Origin of the sequence: Amycolatopsis sp. NPDC102389 (assembly GCF_044765885.1) — a bacterium.
GTDB lineage: Bacteria > Actinomycetota > Actinomycetes > Mycobacteriales > Pseudonocardiaceae > Amycolatopsis.
In genome coordinates this window covers 18,281-40,518 of sequence record NZ_JBIWKX010000027.1, presented here as the reverse complement: position 1 = coordinate 40,518, position 22,238 = coordinate 18,281, and the positions used below count along the sequence as shown (strand labels likewise).

Genomic DNA, 22,238 nt, shown 5'->3' with positions numbered 1-22,238 from the left:
ACGGCGCGTCGACATTCGGGGGGTCCCTCGCCGGTCGCCTTGCCGCGACGCCCGTCGCGGGTGTGTGATCGAGGACACACCTGTACGCGGCATCGTGTGGTGAGGAGACCGGCATGGCCGACAAACAGAGCAAGAACGGAGACTCCGGGGCCGCCGTCGCTGTGGACGACCCGGCGAAAGTGCGCAACGTCGTCCTGGTCGGCCCGTCGGGGTCGGGCAAGACGACACTCGCCGAAGCCCTGCTCGCCGCGTCCGGCACGGTGACGCGGGCAGGCTCGGTGGTGGAGGGCACCACGGTATGCGACCACGATCCCGCCGCGGTCCGGCAGCAGCGGTCGGTCGGTCTCTCGGTCGCGCCGGTGCTGCACCAGGGCCACAAGATCAACCTCATCGACACCCCCGGGTACGCCGATTTCGTCGGCGAACTGCGGGCCGGGCTCCGCGCCGCCGACGCCGCGTTGTTCGTGGTCTGCGCGGCGGAAGGCGTCGACGCGGCCACGGTCGCGGTGTGGGAGGAGTGCGCGGCCGTCGGGATGCCGAGGGCGGTGGTCGTCTCCCGGCTGGACCATCACCGCGCCGACCCCGGAGGCGAGATCGCGGCCTGTCAGGAGGCCTTCGGAGCCGGCGTCCTGCCGCTGTACCTGCCCGCGCGCGACGGGCTCGTCGGGCTCATCACGCGCCGCTATTTCGACTATTCACAGGGCTTCCCGCCCGAAATCGGCGAGCCGGACGAGGCCGAGCTCGCGCGGATGACCGAGGCCCGCAACGAGCTGATCGAAGGGGTCATCGCCGAGAGCGAGGACGAGTCCCTGATGGACCGGTACCTCGCCGGTGAGGAGATCGCCGAGGACACGCTGATCGCCGACCTCGAGACCGCCGTCGCCCGCGGCTCCTTCCATCCGGTGATCCCGGTGTGCGCGACGACCGGGGTCGGGCTCGCCGAAGTCCTCGACGGGATCGTGCGTGCCTTCCCGTCACCGCTGGAGCACGTCCCGCCGGAGGTCACCTCGCCCACTGGGGAGCCGCATGCCGGGCTCCGCGCCGATCCCGACGGCCCGCTGGCGGCCGAGGTGGTCCGGACCGCTGTCGACTCCTACGTCGGCAGGGTGTCGCTGGTGCGGGTGTTCTCCGGGACGCTTCGCCCGGAACGGCCGGTGCACGTCTCCGGCCACGGTCTCGCCGAACGCGGGCACGAGGATCACGACGCCGACGAACGGGTCGCGCATCTGTACTCCCCGCTCGGCGCGAACCTGCGCGAAGTCCCGTACTGCGTCGCGGGCGACCTCTGCGCGCTCACCAAGGTCGGCTCGGCGGAAACCGGTGACACCGTTTCCTCGCCGGAAGACCCGCTGATCATGAAACCGTGGGCGATGCCGGAACCGCTGCTGCCGGTCGCCGTCATCGCGAAGACGCGCAGCGACGAGGACACGCTGGCGCGCAACCTCGCCCGGCTCGTCGCGGGCGACCCCACGCTCCGGCTCGACCGCAACGCCGAGACCAACCAGCTCGTGCTGTGGTGCATGGGCGAGGCCCACGCCGACGTCGTGCTGTCGCGGCTGCGCGCGGGAGGCGCCGACGTGGACACCGAACCCGTCCGCATCAGCCTGCGTTCGACCTTCGCCGGATCGGCTCGCGGGCACGGACGGCACGTCAAGCAATCAGGCGGGCACGGCCAGTTCGCCGTCTGCGACATCGAGGTCCAGCCATTGCCGAGGGGGTCGGGCTTCGAGTTCGTGGACAAGGTCGTCGGCGGCTCGGTACCCCACCAGTTCATCCCGAGCGTCGAGAAGGGAGTCCGTGCCCAAGCCCAGCGAGGGATCGTCGACGGCCATCCGCTGATCGATATCCGGGTGACCCTCGTCGACGGCAAGGCGCACAGCGTCGACTCGTCGGACGCCGCGTTCCAGACGGCGGGCGCGCTGGCGCTGAAGGAGGCCGCCGCGGCGGCCAAGATCGCGCTGCTCGAACCGCTCGAAGAGGTGGCGGTGCGGCTTCCGGACGAGCACCTGGGCACCGTGCTGGGCGATCTCTCGTCCCGGCGGGGCCGCGTACTCGGCACCGAATCGGGTGAAGGCGGCCGCACGGTCATCCGCGCCGAGGTCCCCGCGGTCGAGCTCCTGCGTTATGCGATCGACCTACGTTCGCTGACATCGGGCACGGCGACGTTCACACGCAAGCACGCCCGGTTCGAGCCGATGCCGGAAGGGGCGGTCGCCGTTCACTGAGGGCGAGAAAAGTCGAAGCCGCCCGGCCGTCCGTTCCGGTCGGCCAGCAGACCGGCCAGGGTGGCGACGGCGATCTCGGGCGGTGTGCGTGAGCCGATGTTCAACCCGACCGGGCGATGGACGCGCGCGATCTCGTGGTCCGGGACGTCCAGCGCCTTGAGCGCGGCGACGTGCGGGCCGGCGTGGCGCGGATTGCCCAGCACCCCGACCCACCTGGCCGGGCGGTCCAGTACGGCCTTGAGCACATCACCGAGCTCGGGCCGGTCGTGATCGGTGACGACGACGTCGGCGTCCGCGCCGAGGTCCGGCACCGTCGTGACGGCCTCCAGGCCGGCCTCGACATCCGTCACGCGTGCGCCGTCCGGCTCGAACAGCACCGCCTTGTAGCCGAGGTCTTGGCCGTAACGCAGGAGGAACGACGCGACCGGCGTCGCGAACACCGCCACCAGCAGCCGCTCGCTCATGGGTCCGTCCTCCTAAAGTTCGGGCTCGGCGATCTCGAAGTATTCCGGAAGCCGGGCTGTCCCGGCGAGGCCGAAGTACCGGACCTTCCGCCGCCGCCTCAGGTGCAGGGTGTCCCGGACGGCGTCGTTGTGCACGCGTCGCGCGATGACGACGCGGTGCTCGGCGTCGGTCAGCTCTTCGGCGAGCGGCGGCGGCAAGGCGGCGCGATCGACGCGCGCCAGCCGCAAAGTCAGCTCGCTTTCTTCCGCTTCACGATCCGGCCTCGGCGCCCGCTCGGCACGCTCACCCAGCGCCCGCAGCTCCTCGTCACCCAGGATCGCGGCGGCCGCCCTGGCGACGACGGCGCGCCGCGCGAGGGCCGCGTCGAGGGCCGCCCAGCCGGCGTCCGTGCGGACGTGCAGCCGGTCCAGCCGGTTCGCCGTCGCGAGCAGGAACAGCCCGCCCAGCACCACGATCGCGGCCACCAGACCGCCGATCCACATCCAGGTCGTCACCGGCTGAACTCGCGTTCCCCCGCGCCGACCCGGCGGGGGTCGGCGGCGATCGCCGTCTCGTACACCCGCAGGACCTGCGTGGTGACCACGGACCAGTCGAACATCGCGACCCGCTCCCCGGCGGCCGCCGCCAGCGAGGCCCGGCGGGCCGGGTCTCCGAGCAGCTCACGCAATCCGTCGGCCAGCGCCGCCGCGTCGCCGGTCTCGGTCAGCATCCCGGCCTTGCCGTCGTCGAGGACACGGCGGAACGAGTCCAGGCCGCTCGCCAGCACGGGCGTGCCCGCCGCCATCGCCTCGGTGAGGATCATCCCGAAGCTCTCGCCGCCGGTGTTCGGCGCGCAGTAGACGTCGACGCTGCGCAGCGCCCGCGCCTTCGTCTCGTCGTCGACCTGGCCGAGCAGATCGATATGCGGCGCCAGCTCCGGCCCGGCTTCGCGCCGGAGCTGATCCGCGTCGCCGCGGCCGACGACCAGCAGCCGCAGCTCCTCGAACTCCGGAAGCAGCATCCGCAAGGCCTCCAGCAGCACCCCCATCCCCTTGCGGGACTCGGTGTACCGCCCGACGAATCCGACCGTGCCGCCCGCTCGCGGGTAGCCGTCCAGCGGGAGCGCGCGGGAGAAGAAGTCGACGTCGACGCCGTTGGGCACCTCGACCGCGTCGCCCCCGGCGTGCTCGACCTGGACCCGGCGGGCCAGCGCCGAAACCGCGATCCGCGCGGTGATCTTCTCCAGCAGCGGCCGCAGCACCGGCTGGAACGCCGCCAGCGTCCGCGAACGCGTCGTCGCGGTGTGGAAGGTCGCCACGATCGGTCCGTCCGCGACCTTCAGCGCCAGCAAGGAAAGGCTCGGCGCGGCGGGCTCGTGCAGGTGCAGGACGTCGAAGTCGCCGTCGCGGATCCACCGCCGCACCCGGGCGTAGGACACCGGGCCGAATTGCAGCCGCGCGACCGAGCCGTTGTACGGGATACCGAGCGCCTTCCCGGCGGGGACCACGAAATCCGGGACGTCGGAGTCTTCGTCCGCCGGAGCCAGGACCGAGACCTGGTGCCCGCGCGCCAGCAGTGCCTTCGCGAGATCGATGACGTGCCCCTGCACGCCGCCCGGCACGTCGAACGAATACGGGCAGACGATCCCGATCTTCATGACCCGTGACTGAGCCATCCGCTCAGCTCGCTTCGCCGAGTTCGGCCTGTTCCCCGGCTTCGAAATCGGAGAGCCAGAACTTCTGCATCATGTGCCAGTCGGCCGGATGCGCGGCGATGTCCCCGGCGAAGATGTCCGCCAGCGCCTGGGTGGCCGCCGGGACCTCGGAGCGGTTCGTCACCCGGATCCGCGGATGCAGCCTGATCTGCCAGCCGTCCTCGGTGAACCAGCAGCCCGCCGGGATCAGCGCGGCGCCGGTGGTGGCGGCCAGCCTGGCAGGCCCGCCCGGCATCCGGGTCTGCTCGCCGAAGAATTTGACCGGTACCCCGGAATTCGTCAGGTCCCTGTCCCCCACCAGGCAGATCGCCTTGTTCTCCCGCAGCCGCTTGAGCAGCACGCGCATCGCGGAGCTGTCGCCGGTCAGCGGCACGATCTCGAAACCGAGCGATTCCCGGTAGGACACGAACCGCTGGTACAGCGATTCGGGCTTCAGCCGCTCCGCGACCGTGGTGAACCCGCCGAGATAGTCCGCGAGCCAGACACCGGCGGCATCCCAGTTCCCGCTGTGCGGCAGCGCCATCACCGCTCCGTTACCCTCGGCGAGGGCGGCGTCGAGGTTCTCCACCCCGGTGATCGACTGGGCGACCTTGCGGCTGACCTCCTTGTGGTCCATCGAGGGCAGCCGGAACATCTCGTGCCAGTAGCGGGCGTAAGAGCGCATCGCGCGGCGGGTCAGTTCGTCGAGTTCGGCGCCGTCGGCCTGCGGCACGACCCTCGCGAGATTGCTCCGCAGCTGGCGCACGCCGCCGCCGTCCCGCCGGACGGCCAGATCGGCGCCCAGCCCGAAGGTCACCGCGCCCATCGACTCCGGCAGCCAGCGCGCGAGCCGCCAGCCCGCCGCGTAGCCGAAGTCGCTGAGGCGCTGGGAGAACCCGCTCATGCCCCGCCCTCCGCGGCGGGTGGCCCGGCCGCCTTCGCGGCCCTTGCCGCCTTGGCCACCGCGGCCGTCCGCTGCAGCAGGGTGATCACCGAAAGCACCGCGAGGAGCCAGAGCGTGATGTCCACGGTGTACGGAACGCCCAGACCGTGCAGTCCGGTTCCCACGAGGGCGATGATCAGGCGTTCCGCGCGTTCGACGAGCCCGCCGTCCGCCTCCAGACCGGAAGCCTCGGCGCGGGCCTTGACGTACGAGATGACCTGCGCGAGCACCAGGCAGATCAGCGCGGCGGCCGCGGCCGGGCGGTTGTCGTCGTGGACGAAGCACCACCAGGCGATCGCGGCGAACAACGCGCCGTCGACCAGCCTGTCGCAGGTCGCGTCGAGGACCGCCCCGAACGCCGTGCCGTACCCGCGGGCGCGGGCCATCGCGCCGTCGAGCAGGTCCAGCATCGCGAAGCCCCAGACGGTGAAGGTGCCCCACAGCAGCATGTCGTTGGGGAAGAACCCGAGCGCGCACAGCACCGCCCCGGCCGTGCCGATGACGGTCATCGCGTTGGGGGTCAGACCGGCGCGCACGAGCACCTTCCCCATCGGGTCGGTGACGCGGGAAACGGAGGCGCGCGCGAAAATGTTGAGCATCGGTTCTTCAGGTGCACCTAAGCAGCAGGGTCGGGTGGCCGCCCGAAGCCTATCCACCCGCACCGACAGAGGTGACGCGCCCGCCCCTGGACCGGCTCCCGGTCAGTCCGCTTTGGCCAGTTCGGCCGAGTCTTCGAGGTCCGCGAGAGTCTCTTCCCGCAACGCCAATTCCGCCTCGGCCGCGGCGCATTTCGGCGACAGCCGCCCCAATACGGCGGCGCTGATCTCGCCGAGCGCGGTCACCTGTTCGGGGGTCAGCGGGTCGAAGAGGCTCTCGCGGACCGCCTCGACGTGCCCGGGGGCGGCCTCCTCCAGCGCCGCGAAACCGGCCGGGGTGAGCACCGCCCAGGAACCGCGTTTGTCGGTGGGACAGGACTCACGGCGCACCCAGCCGTTCGCCTCGAGGCGCGCGACGGCGTGCGAGAGCCTGCTGCGCGACGCCTTGCGCGCGTCGGCGAGTTCGCTCATCCGCAGCCGCCTGTCCGGCGCCTCGGACAGGGCGACGAGCACTTCGTAGTACGTGTGGGGCATGCCCGCCTCGTGCTGAAGCTGGCCCTCCAGGTGCGCTTGCAGCATCCGCGTGGCCGCGGAGAAGTCACGCCAGACTTTTTGCTCCTCGTCGGAGAGCCATCGGGGTTCGGACATGACACCCATACTACCCCTGGTTGAACGCTCAACCAAATTGCGCTACAGTCACAGTTGAGCGCTCAACCAGACGAGGGTTCACCACGAACGCACACAGACTTTGGAGATCGACTCACATGACCACCACCGAGATCCCGGGCTACGTCGCAGGCAAGTGGACGATCGACACCGCCCACTCCGACATCGCCTACACCGTGAAGCACCTCGGACTGGCGAAGTCCCGCGGCAACTTCACCGCCTTCACCGGTGAGGTCGTCACGGCCGACAACATCCTCGACTCGTCGGTCACCGTGGAGATCGACGCCTCGTCGGTCGCCAGCGGCGTCGACGGGCGTGACACGCACCTCAAGTCGGAAGACTTCTTCCACGTCGACGAGCACCCGGTCATCACCTTCCGCTCGACCGGCATCCGCGAGGACGGCGGCGACTACGTCATCGACGGCGAGCTCACCTGGCGCGGCAAGACCGTCCCGGTCTCGCTCGAAGCCGAGTTCAACGGCATCGGCACCAACCCGGCCAACGACAACGCCACCACGCTCGGCGTCTCGGCCACCGCCACCGTGAACCGCCGCGACTTCGGCATCGGCCCGGAGGGCAACGCCTTCCTGTCCGAGAAGGTCAAGATCGACATCGAGCTGCAGGCCGCGCTCAACGCCTGAGGCCCGCTGGGTCGTCCAGTCCGTGAAGGCCTCCTTCCCTACCCTAAAGGTAGTGAAGGAGGCCTTCACGGACATATGGCCTGGAGCTACCAGGCGTCCGCCAGCAGCTGCCGCGTCTCCCCCAGCAACTGCGGCAGCACCTTCGTGTGCCCGATCACCGGCATGAAGTTCGCGTCGCCGCCCCACCTCGGCACCACGTGCTGATGCAGATGCGCGGCGATCCCCGCGCCGGCGATCACGCCCTGGTTCATCCCGATGTTGAACCCGTGCGCCGACGAAACCTCCCGGATCACCCGCATCGCGTGCTGGGTGAACTCCGCCACCTCGACGGTCTCCTCCGGCGTCAGGTCCGTGTAGTCCGCGACATGGCGGTACGGCACGGCCATCAGGTGACCGGGGTTGTACGGATACAGGTTCAGCACCACGTACACGGTCTTCCCACGCGCGATGATCAGCGCGTCCTCGTCGCTCTTCTCGGGAAGACGACAGAACGGGCAGCCCTCGTCGGGTTTCTTCGACCCCTGCACGTAGGCGAGCCGATGCGGGGTCCACAGGCGCTGTAACGCGTCCGGGACCCCCACACCGTCCTGTCCGACGACTTCTGGGCCATCGAGGCCCGTCACCGGAGGACCGCCTCCAAGCCCGCCACGGTCGGCGAAGAGTTCTCACGGCGCTGGACCCAGCCGGCGATCGCCTCGACCGCGTCGGCCACCGGGACACTGTTGATCTGGCCGCCGTCACGGAACCGGAACGACACCGCGCCCGCCTCGACGTCCTTCGCGCCCGCCAGGAGCATGAAGGGCACCTTCTGCGTGGTGTGGGTGCGGATCTTCTTCTGCATCCGGTCGCCGCTCGCGTCGACGTCGACCCGGATCCCCTTGGCCCGCAGCGCCTTCTCGACGCCGCGCAGGTGCTCGACCTGGTCCTCGGTGATCGGGATGCCGACCACCTGGACCGGCGACAGCCACGCCGGGAACGCCCCCGCGTAGTGCTCGGTCAGCACGCCGAAGAACCGCTCGATCGAGCCGAACAGCGCGCGGTGGATCATCACCGGACGCTGACGGCTGCCGTCGCCCGCGGTGTACTCCAGTTCGAACTTCTCGGGCAGCATGAAGTCCAGCTGGATGGTCGACATCTGCCAGGTGCGGCCCAGCGCGTCCTTCGCCTGCACGGAGATCTTCGGCCCGTAGAACGCGGCGCCGCCCGGATCCGGCACCAGTTCCAGACCGGAGTCCACGGCGGCGGTCCGCAGCACCTCGGTCGCCTCGGCCCAGACCTCTTCGGAACCGATGTACTTCTCTTCGTTCCGAGTGGACAGTTCGAGGTAGAAGTCGTCGAGACCGTAGTCGCGCAACAGGTTCAGCACGAAGTCCAAAAGGGACTTCAGCTCACCGGGCACCTGCTCGAGGGTGCAGAAGATGTGCGCGTCGTCCTGCGTCATGCCGCGCACGCGGGTGAGACCGTGGATCACGCCGGACTTCTCGTAGCGGTACACGGAACCGAACTCGAACATCCGCAGCGGCAGTTCCCGGTAGGAACGCCCGCGCGAACGGAAGATCAGGTCGTGGAACGGGCAGTTCATCGGCTTGAGGTAGTAGTCCTGGCCGGGTTTGCGGACCGAACCGTCCTCGTTGTGCTCGGCGTCGAGGTGCATCGCCGGGTACATGCCGTCGCGGTACCAGTCGAGGTGACCGGAGGTCTCGAACAGCGCGCCCTTGGTGATGTGCGGCGAGTAGACGAAGTCGTACCCGGCTTCGACGTGCCGCTGGCGCGAGTAGTTCTCCATCTCCTGCCGGATGATCCCGCCCTTGGGGTGGAACACCGGCAGCCCCGAGCCGATCTCGTCGGGGAAGGAGAACAGGTCCAGCTCGACACCGAGCTTGCGGTGGTCGCGCCGCTCGGCCTCGGCGAGGCGCTCCAGGTAGACGTCCTGCGCCTCCGCGGATTCCCACGCGGTGCCGTAGATCCGCTGCAGCTGCGGGTTCTTGTCGTTACCGCGCCAGTACGCGGCGGCGACCCGGGTGAGCTTGAACGCCGGGATGAACTTGGTGGTCGGCACGTGCGGGCCGCGGCAGAGGTCGCTCCACACGCGCTCCTTGGTGCGCGGGTCGAGGTTGTCGTAGATGGTCAGCTCTCCGCCGCCGACCTCCATCACCTCGGAAGTGTCCACATCGGACTTGATGTCGACGAGCTCCAGCTTGAACGGCTCGTCGGCGAGTTCCTTCTTGGCCTCGTCGACCGAGTCGAAGACGCGGCGGGAGAACTGCTGCGCGCCCTTCACGATCTGCTTCATGCGCTTCTCGAGCGCCTGCAGGTCTTCCGGGGTGAACGGGGTGTCGACGGCGAAGTCGTAATAGAAGCCGTCCTTCACCGGCGGGCCGATGCCGAGCTTGGCCTGCGGGAACTGCTGCTGCACGGCCTGGGCGAGCACGTGGGCGGCCGAATGGCGGATGACGCTGCGCCCGTCCTCGGTGTTCGCCGCGACGGCCTCGACCTCGACCTCGGCCTCCGGGGCCCAGGAGAGATCGCGGAGGTTGCCCTCGGCGTCGCGCACGACGACGATCGTGTCCGGCCCCTTGGTCGGCAGCCCGGCTTCGCGGACCGCGGTGCCCGCCGTAGTGCCCGCCGGTACCACCACGCGCGGGGCGGTTGCGGCTGCTACTGACGACGGCTGGGACACGATGGACTCCTCGCGGTTAAAGCGGATGGTTCCCGTGATGTTAGTCGTCAGGTGCGGCGCGGCTCACGCGCATTACCCCTAACACCACGAAGGCCTCCTTCCCATCGGAAGAAGGCCTTCGCGTATCGGGGAACGAGGTCAGACGGTCTCGACGACCTCGTCGAAGTCCAGCCGCGGCAGGCGGTCGAACCAGGGGTTCTCGCCCGGCTTGCCGACGTTGATCACGACGAGGGACTTCCACGGCTTGTCCGCGAAGAACTCCTTGTCGATGCCGTCGGCGTCGAAGCCGGTCATCGGGCCGGCGGCCAGCCCGGCGGCACGGACGCCGATGATGAAGTAACCGACCTGCAGCAGGGCGTTGAGCTTGGCGGTCTCGACACGGCTCGTCTCGTCGGCGAACAGGTCCTTGGCACCCGGGAAGTGCGGGAACGTGCGCGGCAGGTTCTCGTGGAACTCGGTGTCGGCGGCCAGCACGACGGTCACCGGCGCGGCCTCGGTCTTGGCGCGGTTGCCCTCGGACATCAGCGGGGAGAGCCGCTTCTTGCCCTCTTCGGTGCGGATCACCAGCGCGCGCAGCGGCTGGTTGTTCATCGACGTCGGAGCCCATTTGACCAGCTCGTAGATCGCGCGGATCTGCTCGTCGGTCACCGGCTCGTCGCTGAAGTTGTTCGCGGTACGGGCCTCGCGGAACAACAGGTCCTGAACGTCCTGCGGGAGGTTCAAGGCTTCGGTCGGCTCAACGCTGGTGGTCATGGGTGGATCTTCCTTCCGTACGCGTCCTGTACCCGTCCCAACCTAGTTGAGCGCTGAACTATTTCTCGCTCAACTATCGCTGCGTGTGGGTCCGGTCACAGGAAGGCGTCAGTAGGCACCTCGTCCCTGCACCACCGCGCGGAAGGTCTTCCAGAGGATCACCAGGTCGAGGGCGAGGGACCAGTCCTCGACGTAGCGCAGGTCGAGGCGGATGCTCTCGGCCCAGCTGAGGTCGCTGCGCCCGCTGACCTGCCAGAGCCCGGTCAGCCCCGGCTTGACCAGGAGACGGCGGCGCGCGTCGGGGGCGTACTTCGCGGTCTCCTCGGGCAGCGGCGGACGGGGGCCGACGAGCGACATCCGCCCGCTCACGACGTTGAGCAGCTGCGGCAGTTCGTCGAGGGAGTACCGGCGAAGCAGACCGCCGACCCGGGTCACCCGCGGATCCTTGCGCATTTTGAACAGCGGGCCCGCGCCTTCGTTGTCCGCCTGGAGATCGTGCTTGAGCTTGTCGGCGTTCGTGACCATCGTGCGGAACTTCAGCATCGTGAAGGTGTGGCCGTCGCGGCCGACGCGACGCTGCCGGTAGATCACCGGGCCGCGGTCGTCGAGTTTGATCGCGACCGCGATCGCCAGCAGCAGCGGGGAAAAGAGGGTGAGGAGCAGGGCCGAGCCGAACCGGTCGAGCCCTTCCTTGACCAGACGGCGGCCGCCGGTGAACATCGGCGCGGTGACCCGCAGCAGCGGCATGCCGAGCACACCGGAGACGTTCAGCCGCGGTCCGGCGACCTCCATCAGCATCGGCGCGACCACCATCTCGGCCGAGGTTCCTTCGAGGTCCCAAGCGAGCCGCTGGAGGCGCTTCGGGTTCCAGTGCTGATCGGCGGTCACGGCGACCACCCGGTAGCCGCCGCGGCGGACGTGGCCCGCGAGATCGTCGAGCTTGCCGACGATCGGGACGCCTTCCACCTCGCCGCTCCCCCGTTCCGCGCCGGCGCCGGAGTACGTGCAGACGGCTTCCACGCGCCAGCCGACATGGGGATCGGCCTTGGTGCGCGCGATGAGATCGGCGACCGTGTCGGGACTTCCGGCCGCGAGCACCGGCAGCAGGCATTCACCGAGCCGTCTGCGCCGGTGCAGCACCTGTCTCAGCGCGTACCGCTGCAGGAACATGAAGACCGAGATCATCGGGACGACGATGAAGACCCACGGTTGCACGGCGAGCGCGCCGAAGAGCAGGCCGCCCAACGCGACGAGGACAGCGGTGGTCACCAGGCCACGCCCCAGCGTCCGATACTCCTCCGCGCCCTCGCCCAGCACACGCGGGCTCCAGGCACGGCAGACCGACAGCCCGAACAGGAAGGCTGCGGCGGTACCGAGCGCGTGCATGTCGTGCGGATCGGAGCGATCGATCAAGAAGGCGCTCATCACGATGAGCACGAACGCGGTGAAAACGTCACTACCGATGACCCAGGCGCGGTAGCGCGATTCCCAAGCCGCGTAAGGGGGCCGCGCCGACGTGGTGTCGACCGCGGCGGCATCGCCCGCGCCCCTTTGCGGGGGGAGCGGAATCGACTGGAGGTCGATGTGCTGCGGCGTCCCGTTGACGGTGGACGACGGCCGCACCGACTCTTCCATCAGACCTCCCGGAGTGGGAATTCCCGAACGCCGGATCAACACGCTGAGTAAATGAGACTGATCTCGAAGAGTGATCGATTCTCAAGGTCTCGCAGCGGCCGATGGGGCGACACACGCCAAGGTATCGGCCACTCTCCGGCCATCGTTACAAGGATTTCCAGCCACACCCTGGGCGAGCATCCGGCAAATGAATGCCGTGTTGATAACAAGATGATGACGATGCGTAATAGGCCGTATCCTCCGAACAACTACTCAAAGTAGTCACGAATTCCCCGGGTTCGCGGCCACTTGGAGCACCGCTTCCCCGATCGGCCGAACAGCCCGGAAAACTCCACAGTGGACGGTGCGCGGAAGTCGATCTCCGGCCGGTCCACTGTGGATTTCACGGCCCGGGAGGACCACGGCCCGCCCGGCGCGTCCACCTACCTTGTCAATCGGTCACCGGGGTGGCGTTTCGTCACATCACGTCGACGTCACGGCGGCCCCGTGGCCGGAGCCGGACGGGTGAGCCGCCCGACCATGCCCCACGTCACTTTCTTCGTGGTCTGGACCTTTCGCCGGACGATTCGTGCCGAGGATCACAAAGAAGTCTCAATGGTCGGATCATGCGACATTTTCATGACGCGACACGCGCTCTCCGGCGAATGTCCACACCGGCCGGAAGGGCGGGCTTCGGGGATCTTCGAACCGGCGGCACCCGCCACGCCGGGTGGATTCACCGCACCGCCCGGGCCGCCCGCGACGGCAGAAGTACCGCCCCCACATAACCCGCGTCCGACCTGGGGATCGAATGCCGCCGGACGGCGCACCGCCGACAGTGCCCGAGAATGAATCAAGGCCCCGGACCGATGGTCCAGGGCCTTCATCCGGTGGGCGATACTGGGATCGAACCAGTGACCTCTTCGGTGTGAACGAAGCGCTCTCCCGCTGAGCTAATCGCCCGCTCGCGGTGTCCGGCAGACTCTACCCCACGACTTTAGGGGGCCTGCAAACGGGTGGTTCCCGCCGACCACACTCCGCTCACCAGCAAATACGGAGCGAACAACCGCGAGCTAGTCGGGGTTGTCACGGCCGGGGGCCGCCCGCGACGCGTTTCGACATTCGTGCGACGGTGCTATCGCGTGACGACTAAACCGCGCAGTATGTACATGTGGACTGCCTGCAGGGCGCATGTAGGGCTGCGCGTCGCGCGGGTGATGATGGGGTGACGGAGCATGGACCCGGGGTCCGATGACCCCGTCCGGGTGATCTGCGGCAAAACCGCGTTCCGATCAGCCGGCCGATACGTCACATCATCGCCACTCGGTTCGACCGGGCCGGGAAGGAGACGAAGGGTAGGACGATGCGCAACGATCACGTGACGCTCCGCTCGACGGCGGTGTTCGACCTCCTGGCGCCGCGGACCCCCGCGGTTCCGGTCAAGGTGGAACTGCGATACGACACACGCGACCCGTACGCGGTCGTGGCCGCCTTCCGCACCGGCCGCGCCGGCTGGGTCGAGTGGGTCTACGCGCGCGACCTCCTCGCGGACGGCCTCCTGGCCGACGCGGGCGACGGCGACGTACGCATCCGCCCCTCCGTCGAAGACCCCGAGTCCGTCCTCATCGAACTGAACTCGCCGTCCGGGCACGCCATGTTCGAGGCGTCCGCTCAGGAGCTGGCCGACTTCCTCGACCGGACCTACGACGTCGTGCTCCCGGGCAACGAGCACCTGTGGGTCGACGTCGACGACGCCCTGACCCACCTGATCCCCAACGATCTGGCCTGATGACGGGCTTGCGAACAGCAAGTGGCACCCCGGTTGCAAGGTCGATTTCGGGGTCCGATAGTGTTCACACACACCACGGCGACGGGGTGAGAGACAGAACCGCGAGGTTCTGACCTCCCATCCGAACCGAGGATGTGCGGATGTAGCGCAGCTGGTAGCGCATCACCTTGCCAAGGTGAGGGTCGCGGGTTCGAATCCCGTCATCCGCTCGGAAGGCCCTCTCGGGCCTGACACGGTGGAGTGGCCGAGAGGCGAGGCAACGGCCTGCAAAGCCGTGTACACGGGTTCGAATCCCGTCTCCACCTCGCGCGATTAGCTCAGCGGGAGAGCGCTTCCCTGACACGGAAGAGGTCACTGGTTCAATCCCAGTATCGCGCACCATCTGTTTTCGCAGGTCAGAAGCCCTGCTCCTCCTCGGAGGGGCGGGGCTTCAGTCGTAAATGACGGCATCTGATGGCCTACGTAGCCTGTGGGTGCCGAGCCGATCACGCCGACGAACCTGTCCCGTGCCGGTCATGCGGCCGGGTCCGCGGGATCGCCCGGGACGAATACGCTTTGTCGCAGCGAAGCCGATCAGGTCGTGCCCGCCACGCCACCTATACCGCACCCTCATCAGCTCTCGTGATCGTCGGTTTCCGGTGTGCCCGGCTCGTCCGGCGGCATGGACGGGCCTGCCGCGCCGGGTGGCGCGTGTTCGGGTTCGACGTCCGGGCCGGTCGGCGCGTATCCGCGGCGGCCGGTCGAGCCGGCCAGCAGGTCTCGTTCCTCGGGAGTCAGCTCGGGCATCAGCGCTCCTGATCGGGTGATTCGAGTATTTCCAGCACTTCCACGCTGTCGGCGCGAAGGTAGAGGCCGTCGGTGTGATCGACCCGTTCCACGAAACCACCGTCCGTTCGCATGCGCCAGGCGGACTGGAGGTAGAGCTCTCGGGGATGCGGATAGGAACTGGCGAAAGAACGGGTCCCGTACCATCCGCCGACCCAGGTTCCATCGGTCAACCGGACGCGGACGAAGGACGGTTTGCGGTCGCGGAACGCGTGGTCCCACGCGGTCGGCGTGGTCCGGTAACGGCTGCGCAGCCGACGGCGTCGAAGCCAGGAAGTCAACGCGGCGGCCGCCGCGGGGATCACGAACAACAAGACCAGCGCCGCCGCTCCCGCGAGCCGCGCGTTTTTGGCCAGGCCGTCGCCGTTCGTACCGTAGAGCCGGATCAGCTGCGGACCCAGCGCGATCGCGTAGACGACGTCGAGAACGACGGAAGCCGTGACCGCGCGGAGGACCCGTTCCCCTATCTCACGTTCGCCGGGAACCGGCCCACGCCACCGCTCCCGGAGGAATTGGTAAACGATCCCGGGGAGTACGAAAAGGATGAGCAACGCTATTTGGATGACAGTGGAAGGCGTCTGCCCCATGCGGAATTCTCCTCGATGTCACGGACCGCTGTGCACCAGACCGGCCCAGAGATCGGGCCGGCCCGGGAACTCCGAGCGAAGGGTTCGACAGACTTGGTGCAGCGCGAAAGGAGCGTGGTCCGCCTGAGGCGTATCCGCCAGCTGATCGTAGAAGAGGCGAGCGGCGACCTGAGCCAAACCGTCCTCGAAAGGCCAGAGAACGCCCACCACGTGACGATACCCGGCGAGCTGGAACACCGACGCGAGGTGGATCGCCTCGTCGGTGTGGTCCCAGCCCGTTCTCGCCGTGGAACAGGCCGAGAGGTAAGCGAGTTCGGCCTTTTCGAGTCGCAGGGCACCGATGGCGGAGACGCGGAGGAGCCCGTCGTGCAGGGCCAATCCGCTCTGTGAGGGCGTGGCCGGGTCGTTGAACGCATGGCAGGCGAAATGTGCCCACGTGGTCGTTCGAAGGGCGGAGAGCACTGTGTCTGTCGTCGCGGCGCCGTCCACCAGCGATCGTGACTCGAAATCACCGCCGGACAAGTGTGAAGCCTCCGCGACGGCACCGGGGAGCTCACGTTGGCCCGGCGTGCGTTCGAGAGCGACACTCAGCTGCCTTCGCACGTCAGCCGGTTGCTGACGCCGGCTGTGCAGGAGGGCACGAAGGGTCGGGGTGTACGAGGAGACGACATGATCCATGACCGAGGGCCCTCCAGGTAGCCCGGCGGCGTGCAGAGGCAAAAGACCGAGGCGCCCCGTCGGCATCCACCACACCCGGTGAGCCGCGCCTTCGCCAAGCGCGTCCAAGACCGGTTCGGTCACGGATACCCAGAGCCACTCCAAAATTTCGGTCAGCAGCCGTGGGTCCGAATCGGTACTTCGGGTCCTTTGCCCGGTCGCCTCCGCGAGCGACTCCGCGTAGTGGTTCACATCGGAAAGTTTCAGCTCGCTCAGCCGGACCGATTCGGTGGTGCCTGCCCGCACCAGCACGGCGTCGCCGCGAAGGTTTCCTGCGTTGACGAGCACCGCCGTGCCGTCGTTCACCGCTTGCCGAAGATCGGTCAACGGGGCGCGCGCCAGGAAATGTTCGAATCCGTCCACCTGGCGGATCCGCCGGACGATCTCGTCCCATTCGGCGCTCAGCGCGCGCCGCCGCGGACCGACGGAGGCGACGTCCGAGCGGCGAGCCGCCGGTGCGAGGTGGCCGAGCTCAGCGCCGAGTTCGCGGAACCGGGACGCGAGCGAGCGCGACACGTCCTCGAGGTCGGTGAGGTCGGTGCGGGTGTCCAGTTGAGCCGACAAGAGAACGGTGCGACCGAGTTCGGCATATTCGACCGCTCCGACCACATCCCCGTCGTCGAGCTCCGCCGAGACGCACTCGGCGACAAGGCCGGAGAAACGGCCCAGGAGATATTCCTGATCACCCCAGGTCAGCTCACGAAGCGCGACGGCGGGCAATGCCTGTATCGCCTCGCGCAGCATTCTTCTCGCCGGCTGCCGTATATCGAGCTCACCGAGCAGCAAACCCAAGGAATAGGCGCCATACGCACGGTGTGTCGGTGGCGAATCGACGGCCTTGGAGAACCTCTCGGAGAGCAGTACGACTTCCGACCGATCCGGCGGCTCGAAGCCTGCCCGCATGCCGGCCAGATAGGCGCCGGCCAGGATTCCCAGCCGTCGGGCGCTCTCGGGGCTCTCGATCGGGGTCGCGGCCAAGGCTCGTTCTGCCGACTCGACAGCAACGCGCAGGTCGGCGTGCTCGTGATTCCGTTCGAAGCGTCGCTGGCAGGCAATGGCGACGGTCGTCAGCCGATTACCCAGGTCACGGTCGTCCGAGGCGGTGACGGCGACTGCTTGCCTCCCCCAGTCGATACTGGTGTCCAGATCGCTCGGGTTTCCGGTTCGTCCGAAGCGGCTCAGGTAGGCGGTACCGAGATTCGACAACGCGGCACCCCGGGCCGGCATCTCGGCGGGGAACACTCTCGCTGCCCGCTCACCGTGTTCGATCGAGACCTCGAGGTCCTCCGGATCACCGTGGCGGTCGTATCGCCAGAGATAGGCGAGGGAAAGATTGGACAAGGTACCGCCGAGTTCGGGGTGCTTCGATGGCGTCGTCCATTTCGCCTGTTCACCCCATTCGATGGCCCGTTGAAGATCGGACGATGTGCCGTAGAGCAGGTAAAGGCGCAGTTGACCGCTGCAAAGATTGGTCAGGATTTCCGAGAGATCGGCAGGGCTTTTGGCGGGGTGGATCTCAAGAGCCTGCTCAGCGCACTCGATCGCGGTCCGCACATCGGCGACCGTGCCATATCGCTCGAATCGCGCGAAGTAGGCGAGAGTGAGATTCGACAGCGTCATGGCCAGGAACTGCCGGGACCGGGCGCGGCCTGGTTTGAGCTCCCGTGCGGCCGCGACGGCCTGCTCACCCCATCCCACGGCCGCCGCCAGATCGGCGTCCAGGCTCCCGAATTCGAACCGCCTCAGGTAGGCGCCGCTCAGGTTCGTCAGCATGCCTCCACGGCCACCGTAGGTGACGGGCGTCTGGGAAATGGCCGACTCCTCGTACTGGATCGCGATATCCAGGGCGGCGGAATCACCGGCATGCTCGAAAAGCGTCAAATAGGCGATGGCGAGATTATGCCGTGCGACACTGATATCTTCGTCGTCCTGCGGAAAAGCACCCACCATTTCCTCGCCATGGGCGATCATCTTTCGCAAGTCTTCCAGACGGCCGGTGTTCTCGAATTTCTGGTACTCGGCAGCCGTTCGGGCGTTGACGTAGCCCGTTCGAAACGCTCGGCGCATTTCCTCCCCCACTCCGCAGTACTGGAGCCCAGCCCTCCGTCACGAGCCTCCCGCATCGCTCGCACTCAAGGGAAGACCCCGATCGCGTGGCCGGGCACCCGTCACGCGATCCGTTGCTTCGAGTCCGACGAACAGGCTGGCCCGGCACCTCGAACCCGCGGACGAGGAAGGCTCCGCACCGCCGCCGTCCCCACCCAGGGCGGGGCCCGTCGAGCCGCGATCGTTGTCACCGGCTCCTGTCGGTCCGGCCGAACTCACGGCGTCCGGGCCGCCCGCCCGCCACATCCCTGCCGAGCTCCATGCTCTCGACACAGGCGGCGTGGTGTTCGGCGTCGCGACAGCGCCTTCGCCGCTCTCCGGGAAAGGGAATCCGTACCAGTGAATCGAAGTATGCGAATATGTCTTCGCGCCTTGGCGGCACCTCGGATGGCGTGCCTCGCGAACCATGCTGTCCGGTCGCGGAGTCGAGGATGCGGCACCGATGCGTCATCGCGGAAATCGGGAAGAACCCGTTCCCTGCTTCGGTTATTGCTTGCGTTGACCGTTCTGATAGCTGAGCGCGTAGCGGACGGCGTCGGCGCGCGAGTGGAAACCGGCTTTGGCGAACAGGTTGTTGATGTGCGTTTTCACGGTGGCTTCACTGATGACCAGTTTGGCCGCGATTTCCGGATTGCGCAGGCCGTCGCCGATGAGGCCGAGGATTTCCCGTTCGCGCGCGGTCAGCCCGAGATCCGGTTCGGCGGGTGGCGCCGGTTTGGCGGCGAGCGCGAGCAGCCGCCGCTGGACCTCGGGCGAGAGCACGGTCTGGCCCTGCGCCGCGGTGCGCACGGCGTGCAGGATGGTGGTGCGATCGGCCTCTTTGGTCAGGTAGCCACTCGCGCCCGCTTGCAACGCGGCCAGGATCGATTCGTCGTCGTCGAACGTGGTGAGCACGAGAACCGTGGTGTCCGGCTGGGTTTCCCGGATGCGCACGGTCGCGCCGGCCCCGTCCAGCACCGGCATGTTGAGGTCCATGAGCACCACGTCCGGACGGTGCCGCTGCGCGGCCTCGACTGCTTCGGCGCCGTTGGTCGCGGTCGCCACGACGTCGACGTCCTCGGCGAGGTCGAGCATGACCGCGAGCGCTTCGCGGACAGTCGCCTGGTCGTCGGCGACAACGAGGGTGATCGGGCGGTCCGTCATCGAGGCAGCTCCAGTTCCACGGTCCAGCCGCCGTCGGCCGGTCCTGCTCGCAGGGTGCCGCCGAGCAGGGCGGCCCGTTCGCGCATGCCGACGAGCCCGACCCCGGAACCGCCTGCCAGCTCGGCGCGGCGGGGCTCGGTCGCGGGCCCGTTGTGCACGGTCAGCCTGACCTGATCGGCGGTGAAGACCAGCCGGAGGTCGCACGTCGCGCCCGGCGCGTACTTGGTCGCATTGGTCATCGCCTCCTGCGCAGCTCTGACCATGGTGTGCGTGGTCTCCGGGCCGACCGCTCCGGCCTCGCCTTCGAGCACGAAGCCAGCGGACGCGTGCTCGGCGAGCCGGCGCACCGTCTCGGGCAACGGCAGGGTGTCCTCGCGCAGCGCGTGCACCGCACGCCGAGTCTCGCCGATCGAGTCGACCGCGATGGCGCGCGCCTTGCGGACGGCGGCGGCTGCCTCGTCGTCGCGACCGCTGTCGCGCAATGCGTCGGCCATGTCCAATTGCAACGCGATCCCCGACAGCGAATGACCGAGCACGTCGTGAATCTCGCGCGCGATCCGGCCCCGCTCCATGAGCGCGGCCTCGCGGGCCTCGGACTCGCGGGCGCGTTGGGCCGATTCGGCGGCGAGGTGCGCGTTGCGGACGGCGTCGAGGCGGTCGCGGTGCGAGATGCCGAACGCGACCGGCAGGGCCACCGTCAGCGTCACCCACACCTGCCACTCCAGGAAGTCCGGCGACAACTGCGTGACCACCCAGGTCGCGGCGGTCGAGACGACTGCTCCGGACACCGCGATCGTCACCGCGGCCCGGCGGGACGCCAGCTTGATCCCCGAGGCGGACGCGGCGACGAACGGGAACATCGCCGCGAACGTTCCGTGCGCCAGCGGCATGAGCAGCGCGCTGAACAGCATGTACGCGCTCATCACGGCGATCTGCCGGTTCCCGGCCAGCCGGGACCAGGGCAGCAGGGAGGCGAGCGCGGCGATCGAGGTGAGCACGAACAGCGGCAAGGCCAATGGCCGGTACGCGATCTGCGCGTCCGGCCACTGAACAGCGGTGCAGGCGATGGAGGTGAGGACGAGGGCGGGCTGGATCAGCTCGCCCCGGTACCGCCCGAGACGGGCCGGCGTCCACTGGTCCGGTGTGCTCATGGGACCAGGTTCCTCCTCGCCGGGCGGCTGTCGCGATCGGACTGAGTCTTCCACTCCGCCGGGCGGCCGCCGAGGTTGCGCTGGATGTTGTCCAGCAGCGGCGAGGTCTGGCCGGGTTCGCCGTCGCCGCCCTGGGTCCACATCACCTGGTGTCCGGCGCGCAGCGCGCGGTAGAGCACGACCAGCCCTTCGGCGAGGATACCGACGCCGAGGGTGAGCAGCAGGCTGTTGGCGACACCGCCGGAGTCCTTCGGATCGAAGGCGTCGAGCGCGACGTTCACCCCGATCTTGACCACGATGTTCGCCACCCACAGCCCGACGGTGACCGCGGTGTAGCGGACGAAGGTGTTGCCGTCGCGCCGGGAGATCCGCACGCTCGCCCCGCGGAGGATGCCGAGGACGACGCTGATCGCCGCGGTACCGACGAGGAAGGCCATCGAAGCCGGGGTCTTCACCTCGCCGGACAGCGTGGTGAGGCCGACGACCGACAGCACCGTGGGCAGGATGAGCATCTGCTTGGCCTGCGCGGGTTCGCCGATCATCCGCCGCACCATCAGGTAGGCGACCGCCGCCACGATCAGGACGATTTCCACGGGTCCGCTCATGGTTTTTCCTGCCTTTCGACTTCGTTCCGATGCCGGGAAAACTACGGCGGAACGGCCCCGGAGTCGTGCGGTGCGCGGGGTATCCGCGGGTGGAGAAATCCCTCCACCCGGAGCCTGGTTTTCTCCACCCGGGATACCGCCGGAGGGGCAAGACGGCGCGCGGCGGCGGCCGTAGCGTTTCCCACGAATCCCAGTAGCCAAGCCAAAATCGGGGAGTACGGCATGACAACATTCGCCCGCAAGATGATCTTCACGATGTTCCTGGACGTCGGCCTGCCCGTCGTCGCCTACTACGCGGCCAACCTGCTCGGCGCGAGCGCCTACGTGTCGCTGCTGGCCGGCACGGTCGTCGCGGGACTACGGACCGTCTGGGTCGCGGTGGCGCAACGCCGGGTCGACCTGTTTTCGGCGTTCCTCGTGCTGCTCTTCGGCCTGGGCCTCGGGTTGAGCTTCCTCACCGGAGACCCGCGTCTGTTGCTGGCGAAGGAATCGGTGACCACCTTCTGTGCAGGCGTGGCCCTGGTCGGCAGCTGTGCCCTGCGCCGTCCTCTCGTGTACTACGCGGCACGACGCTTCGCGCAGTCGGCCGGCGGCGATCAACAGCGCGAATTCGAGGCCACGGCGCACAATGCGCCCCGGCGCCGCCGCTGGTACCAGGTCACGCTGGTGTGGGGCGTCGGGCTGATCGCCGACTCTGTGCTCCGCATCGTGGGCGTGTACACCCTGCCGTTCGACACGGCGGCTTCCTGGTCTCAGGTGCTGCTGATCGTCGCCTTCGCCGGGCTCATCGGGTGGACCTTGCTGACGAAGCGGCGGGCCGAGCGCGCCTGAGGCGCGGTTGCCCAGATCGAAGGAGGACCGGCGGCGGGGCAGGTGCGCGGTCCATGAGGGACTCCTCGTCTTGGCAGGCGCTTTCGATCCCCCTCGGTCCGTCCAGAATTCCCCCTCATCGCGACAGAATAAGTGAACGTGATGCCATCAACCAGAACGTTGAAACCTTTGAAATTCCAGCAATTCGCATCGGCGGCGGTCCTGGGAGGCCCTGCCGGTACCCCTCACG

General features: G+C 68.3%; 20 protein-coding genes and 4 tRNA genes. 7 read left to right on the top strand and 17 right to left on the bottom strand.

Going from position 1 to position 22,238, the window contains the following annotated elements:
• Positions 1 to 113 precede the first annotated feature (113 nt).
• A complete protein-coding gene (locus tag ACIRGA_RS22615; protein ID WP_400944100.1) occupies positions 114 to 2,225 on the top strand; it encodes an elongation factor G-like protein EF-G2 in 2,112 nt (703 codons plus the stop codon).
• Here the strand turns inward: ACIRGA_RS22615 and ACIRGA_RS22610 are convergent.
• The 6 genes from ACIRGA_RS22610 to ACIRGA_RS22585 all read right to left on the bottom strand — a co-directional run bounded on the left by ACIRGA_RS22610 (position 2,219) and on the right by ACIRGA_RS22585 (position 6,549).
• Positions 2,219 to 2,689: an XdhC family protein gene (locus tag ACIRGA_RS22610; RefSeq protein WP_400944098.1), complete on the bottom strand. Its 471-nt coding sequence runs from the start codon at positions 2,687 to 2,689 to the stop codon at positions 2,219 to 2,221. The two genes, ACIRGA_RS22615 and ACIRGA_RS22610, sit on opposite strands and share 7 nt — an antisense overlap.
• 12 nt (positions 2,690 to 2,701) lie before the next feature.
• A complete protein-coding gene (locus ACIRGA_RS22605) occupies positions 2,702 to 3,172 on the bottom strand; it encodes an NUDIX hydrolase (protein WP_400944226.1) in 471 nt (156 codons plus the stop codon).
• Between the two features lie 8 nt (positions 3,173 to 3,180).
• The gene (locus ACIRGA_RS22600) at positions 3,181 to 4,326 is read right to left on the bottom strand and encodes a glycosyltransferase family 4 protein (protein ID WP_400944224.1); all 1,146 of its coding nucleotides are present in this window, start codon (positions 4,324 to 4,326) and stop codon (positions 3,181 to 3,183) included.
• 22 nt (positions 4,327 to 4,348) lie between these two features.
• Positions 4,349 to 5,266 carry a phosphatidylinositol mannoside acyltransferase gene (locus ACIRGA_RS22595; protein WP_400944096.1) on the bottom strand — a complete coding sequence of 306 codons (918 nt, stop codon included), beginning with the start codon at positions 5,264 to 5,266 and terminating at the stop codon, positions 4,349 to 4,351.
• Positions 5,263 to 5,904, bottom strand: coding sequence for a phosphatidylinositol phosphate synthase (gene pgsA / locus ACIRGA_RS22590; RefSeq protein ID WP_016334780.1), 642 nt, complete (start codon positions 5,902 to 5,904; stop codon positions 5,263 to 5,265). Before pgsA ends, ACIRGA_RS22595 begins: the two co-directional genes overlap by 4 nt.
• A gap of 102 nt (positions 5,905 to 6,006) precedes the next feature.
• Positions 6,007 to 6,549: a MarR family winged helix-turn-helix transcriptional regulator gene (locus ACIRGA_RS22585; protein ID WP_400944094.1), complete on the bottom strand. Its 543-nt coding sequence runs from the start codon at positions 6,547 to 6,549 to the stop codon at positions 6,007 to 6,009.
• A gap of 116 nt (positions 6,550 to 6,665) precedes the next feature.
• Between ACIRGA_RS22585 and ACIRGA_RS22580 the strand changes: the two genes are divergently transcribed.
• Positions 6,666 to 7,208 (top strand): YceI family protein, encoded by a 543-nt coding sequence (locus tag ACIRGA_RS22580; protein ID WP_034307837.1) that lies wholly within the window; start codon positions 6,666 to 6,668, stop codon positions 7,206 to 7,208.
• An 86-nt stretch (positions 7,209 to 7,294) separates the two neighbouring features.
• Here ACIRGA_RS22580 and ACIRGA_RS22575 read toward each other — a convergent pair whose 3' ends face one another.
• From ACIRGA_RS22575 to ACIRGA_RS22555, 5 genes are all read right to left on the bottom strand, one after another.
• Positions 7,295 to 7,831 (bottom strand): HIT family protein, encoded by a 537-nt coding sequence (locus ACIRGA_RS22575; RefSeq protein ID WP_400944091.1) that lies wholly within the window; start codon positions 7,829 to 7,831, stop codon positions 7,295 to 7,297.
• Positions 7,828 to 9,888: a threonine--tRNA ligase gene (gene thrS / locus ACIRGA_RS22570; RefSeq protein WP_400944089.1), complete on the bottom strand. Its 2,061-nt coding sequence runs from the start codon at positions 9,886 to 9,888 to the stop codon at positions 7,828 to 7,830. The genes ACIRGA_RS22575 and thrS overlap by 4 nt, the downstream gene beginning before the upstream one ends.
• A gap of 138 nt (positions 9,889 to 10,026) precedes the next feature.
• Positions 10,027 to 10,641, bottom strand: a complete 615-nt coding sequence (locus ACIRGA_RS22565; protein WP_400944087.1) for a malonic semialdehyde reductase — start codon at positions 10,639 to 10,641, stop codon at positions 10,027 to 10,029.
• A 108-nt stretch (positions 10,642 to 10,749) separates the two neighbouring features.
• Positions 10,750 to 12,276 (bottom strand): sugar transferase, encoded by a 1,527-nt coding sequence (locus ACIRGA_RS22560; RefSeq protein ID WP_400944085.1) that lies wholly within the window; start codon positions 12,274 to 12,276, stop codon positions 10,750 to 10,752.
• Between the two features lie 870 nt (positions 12,277 to 13,146).
• A tRNA-Val gene (locus ACIRGA_RS22555) sits at positions 13,147 to 13,218 on the bottom strand.
• Positions 13,219 to 13,618: 400 nt separating this feature from the next.
• Between ACIRGA_RS22555 and ACIRGA_RS22550 the strand changes: the two genes are divergently transcribed.
• The 4 genes from ACIRGA_RS22550 to ACIRGA_RS22535 all read left to right on the top strand — a co-directional run bounded on the left by ACIRGA_RS22550 (position 13,619) and on the right by ACIRGA_RS22535 (position 14,425).
• Positions 13,619 to 14,044 carry an SsgA family sporulation/cell division regulator gene (locus ACIRGA_RS22550; protein WP_005159130.1) on the top strand — a complete coding sequence of 142 codons (426 nt, stop codon included), beginning with the start codon at positions 13,619 to 13,621 and terminating at the stop codon, positions 14,042 to 14,044.
• Positions 14,045 to 14,180: 136 nt separating this feature from the next.
• A tRNA-Gly gene (locus tag ACIRGA_RS22545) sits at positions 14,181 to 14,253 on the top strand.
• A 25-nt stretch (positions 14,254 to 14,278) separates the two neighbouring features.
• Positions 14,279 to 14,349: transfer RNA gene (locus tag ACIRGA_RS22540), tRNA-Cys, on the top strand.
• A gap of 1 nt (position 14,350) precedes the next feature.
• Positions 14,351 to 14,425 (top strand) — tRNA-Val (locus ACIRGA_RS22535).
• Positions 14,426 to 14,656: 231 nt separating this feature from the next.
• On the opposite strand, the gene ACIRGA_RS22530 is transcribed toward ACIRGA_RS22535, so the two are convergent.
• The 6 genes from ACIRGA_RS22530 to ACIRGA_RS22505 all read right to left on the bottom strand — a co-directional run bounded on the left by ACIRGA_RS22530 (position 14,657) and on the right by ACIRGA_RS22505 (position 21,178).
• Positions 14,657 to 14,830 carry a hypothetical protein gene (locus tag ACIRGA_RS22530; protein ID WP_400944083.1) on the bottom strand — a complete coding sequence of 58 codons (174 nt, stop codon included), beginning with the start codon at positions 14,828 to 14,830 and terminating at the stop codon, positions 14,657 to 14,659.
• Entirely contained in the window at positions 14,830 to 15,456 is a 627-nt protein-coding gene (locus tag ACIRGA_RS22525) for a DUF6338 family protein (protein WP_400944081.1), read from the bottom strand. Before ACIRGA_RS22525 ends, ACIRGA_RS22530 begins: the two co-directional genes overlap by 1 nt.
• Before the next feature lie 18 nt (positions 15,457 to 15,474).
• Complete coding sequence (locus tag ACIRGA_RS22520) at positions 15,475 to 18,240, bottom strand: CHAT domain-containing protein (RefSeq protein WP_400944079.1); 2,766 nt, start codon at positions 18,238 to 18,240, stop codon at positions 15,475 to 15,477.
• Positions 18,241 to 18,765: 525 nt separating this feature from the next.
• The gene (locus ACIRGA_RS22515) at positions 18,766 to 19,422 is read right to left on the bottom strand and encodes a response regulator (protein ID WP_400944077.1); all 657 of its coding nucleotides are present in this window, start codon (positions 19,420 to 19,422) and stop codon (positions 18,766 to 18,768) included.
• Positions 19,419 to 20,573: a sensor histidine kinase gene (locus ACIRGA_RS22510; RefSeq protein ID WP_400944075.1), complete on the bottom strand. Its 1,155-nt coding sequence runs from the start codon at positions 20,571 to 20,573 to the stop codon at positions 19,419 to 19,421. The genes ACIRGA_RS22515 and ACIRGA_RS22510 overlap by 4 nt, the downstream gene beginning before the upstream one ends.
• Positions 20,570 to 21,178, bottom strand: a complete 609-nt coding sequence (locus ACIRGA_RS22505) for a DUF1453 domain-containing protein (RefSeq protein ID WP_400944073.1) — start codon at positions 21,176 to 21,178, stop codon at positions 20,570 to 20,572. The genes ACIRGA_RS22510 and ACIRGA_RS22505 overlap by 4 nt, the downstream gene beginning before the upstream one ends.
• A 222-nt stretch (positions 21,179 to 21,400) precedes the next feature.
• Here ACIRGA_RS22505 and ACIRGA_RS22500 point away from each other — a divergent pair, with 222 nt between their 5' ends.
• Positions 21,401 to 22,009 (top strand): VC0807 family protein, encoded by a 609-nt coding sequence (locus ACIRGA_RS22500; protein ID WP_400944070.1) that lies wholly within the window; start codon positions 21,401 to 21,403, stop codon positions 22,007 to 22,009.
• The last annotated feature ends 229 nt before the right edge of the window (positions 22,010 to 22,238 follow it).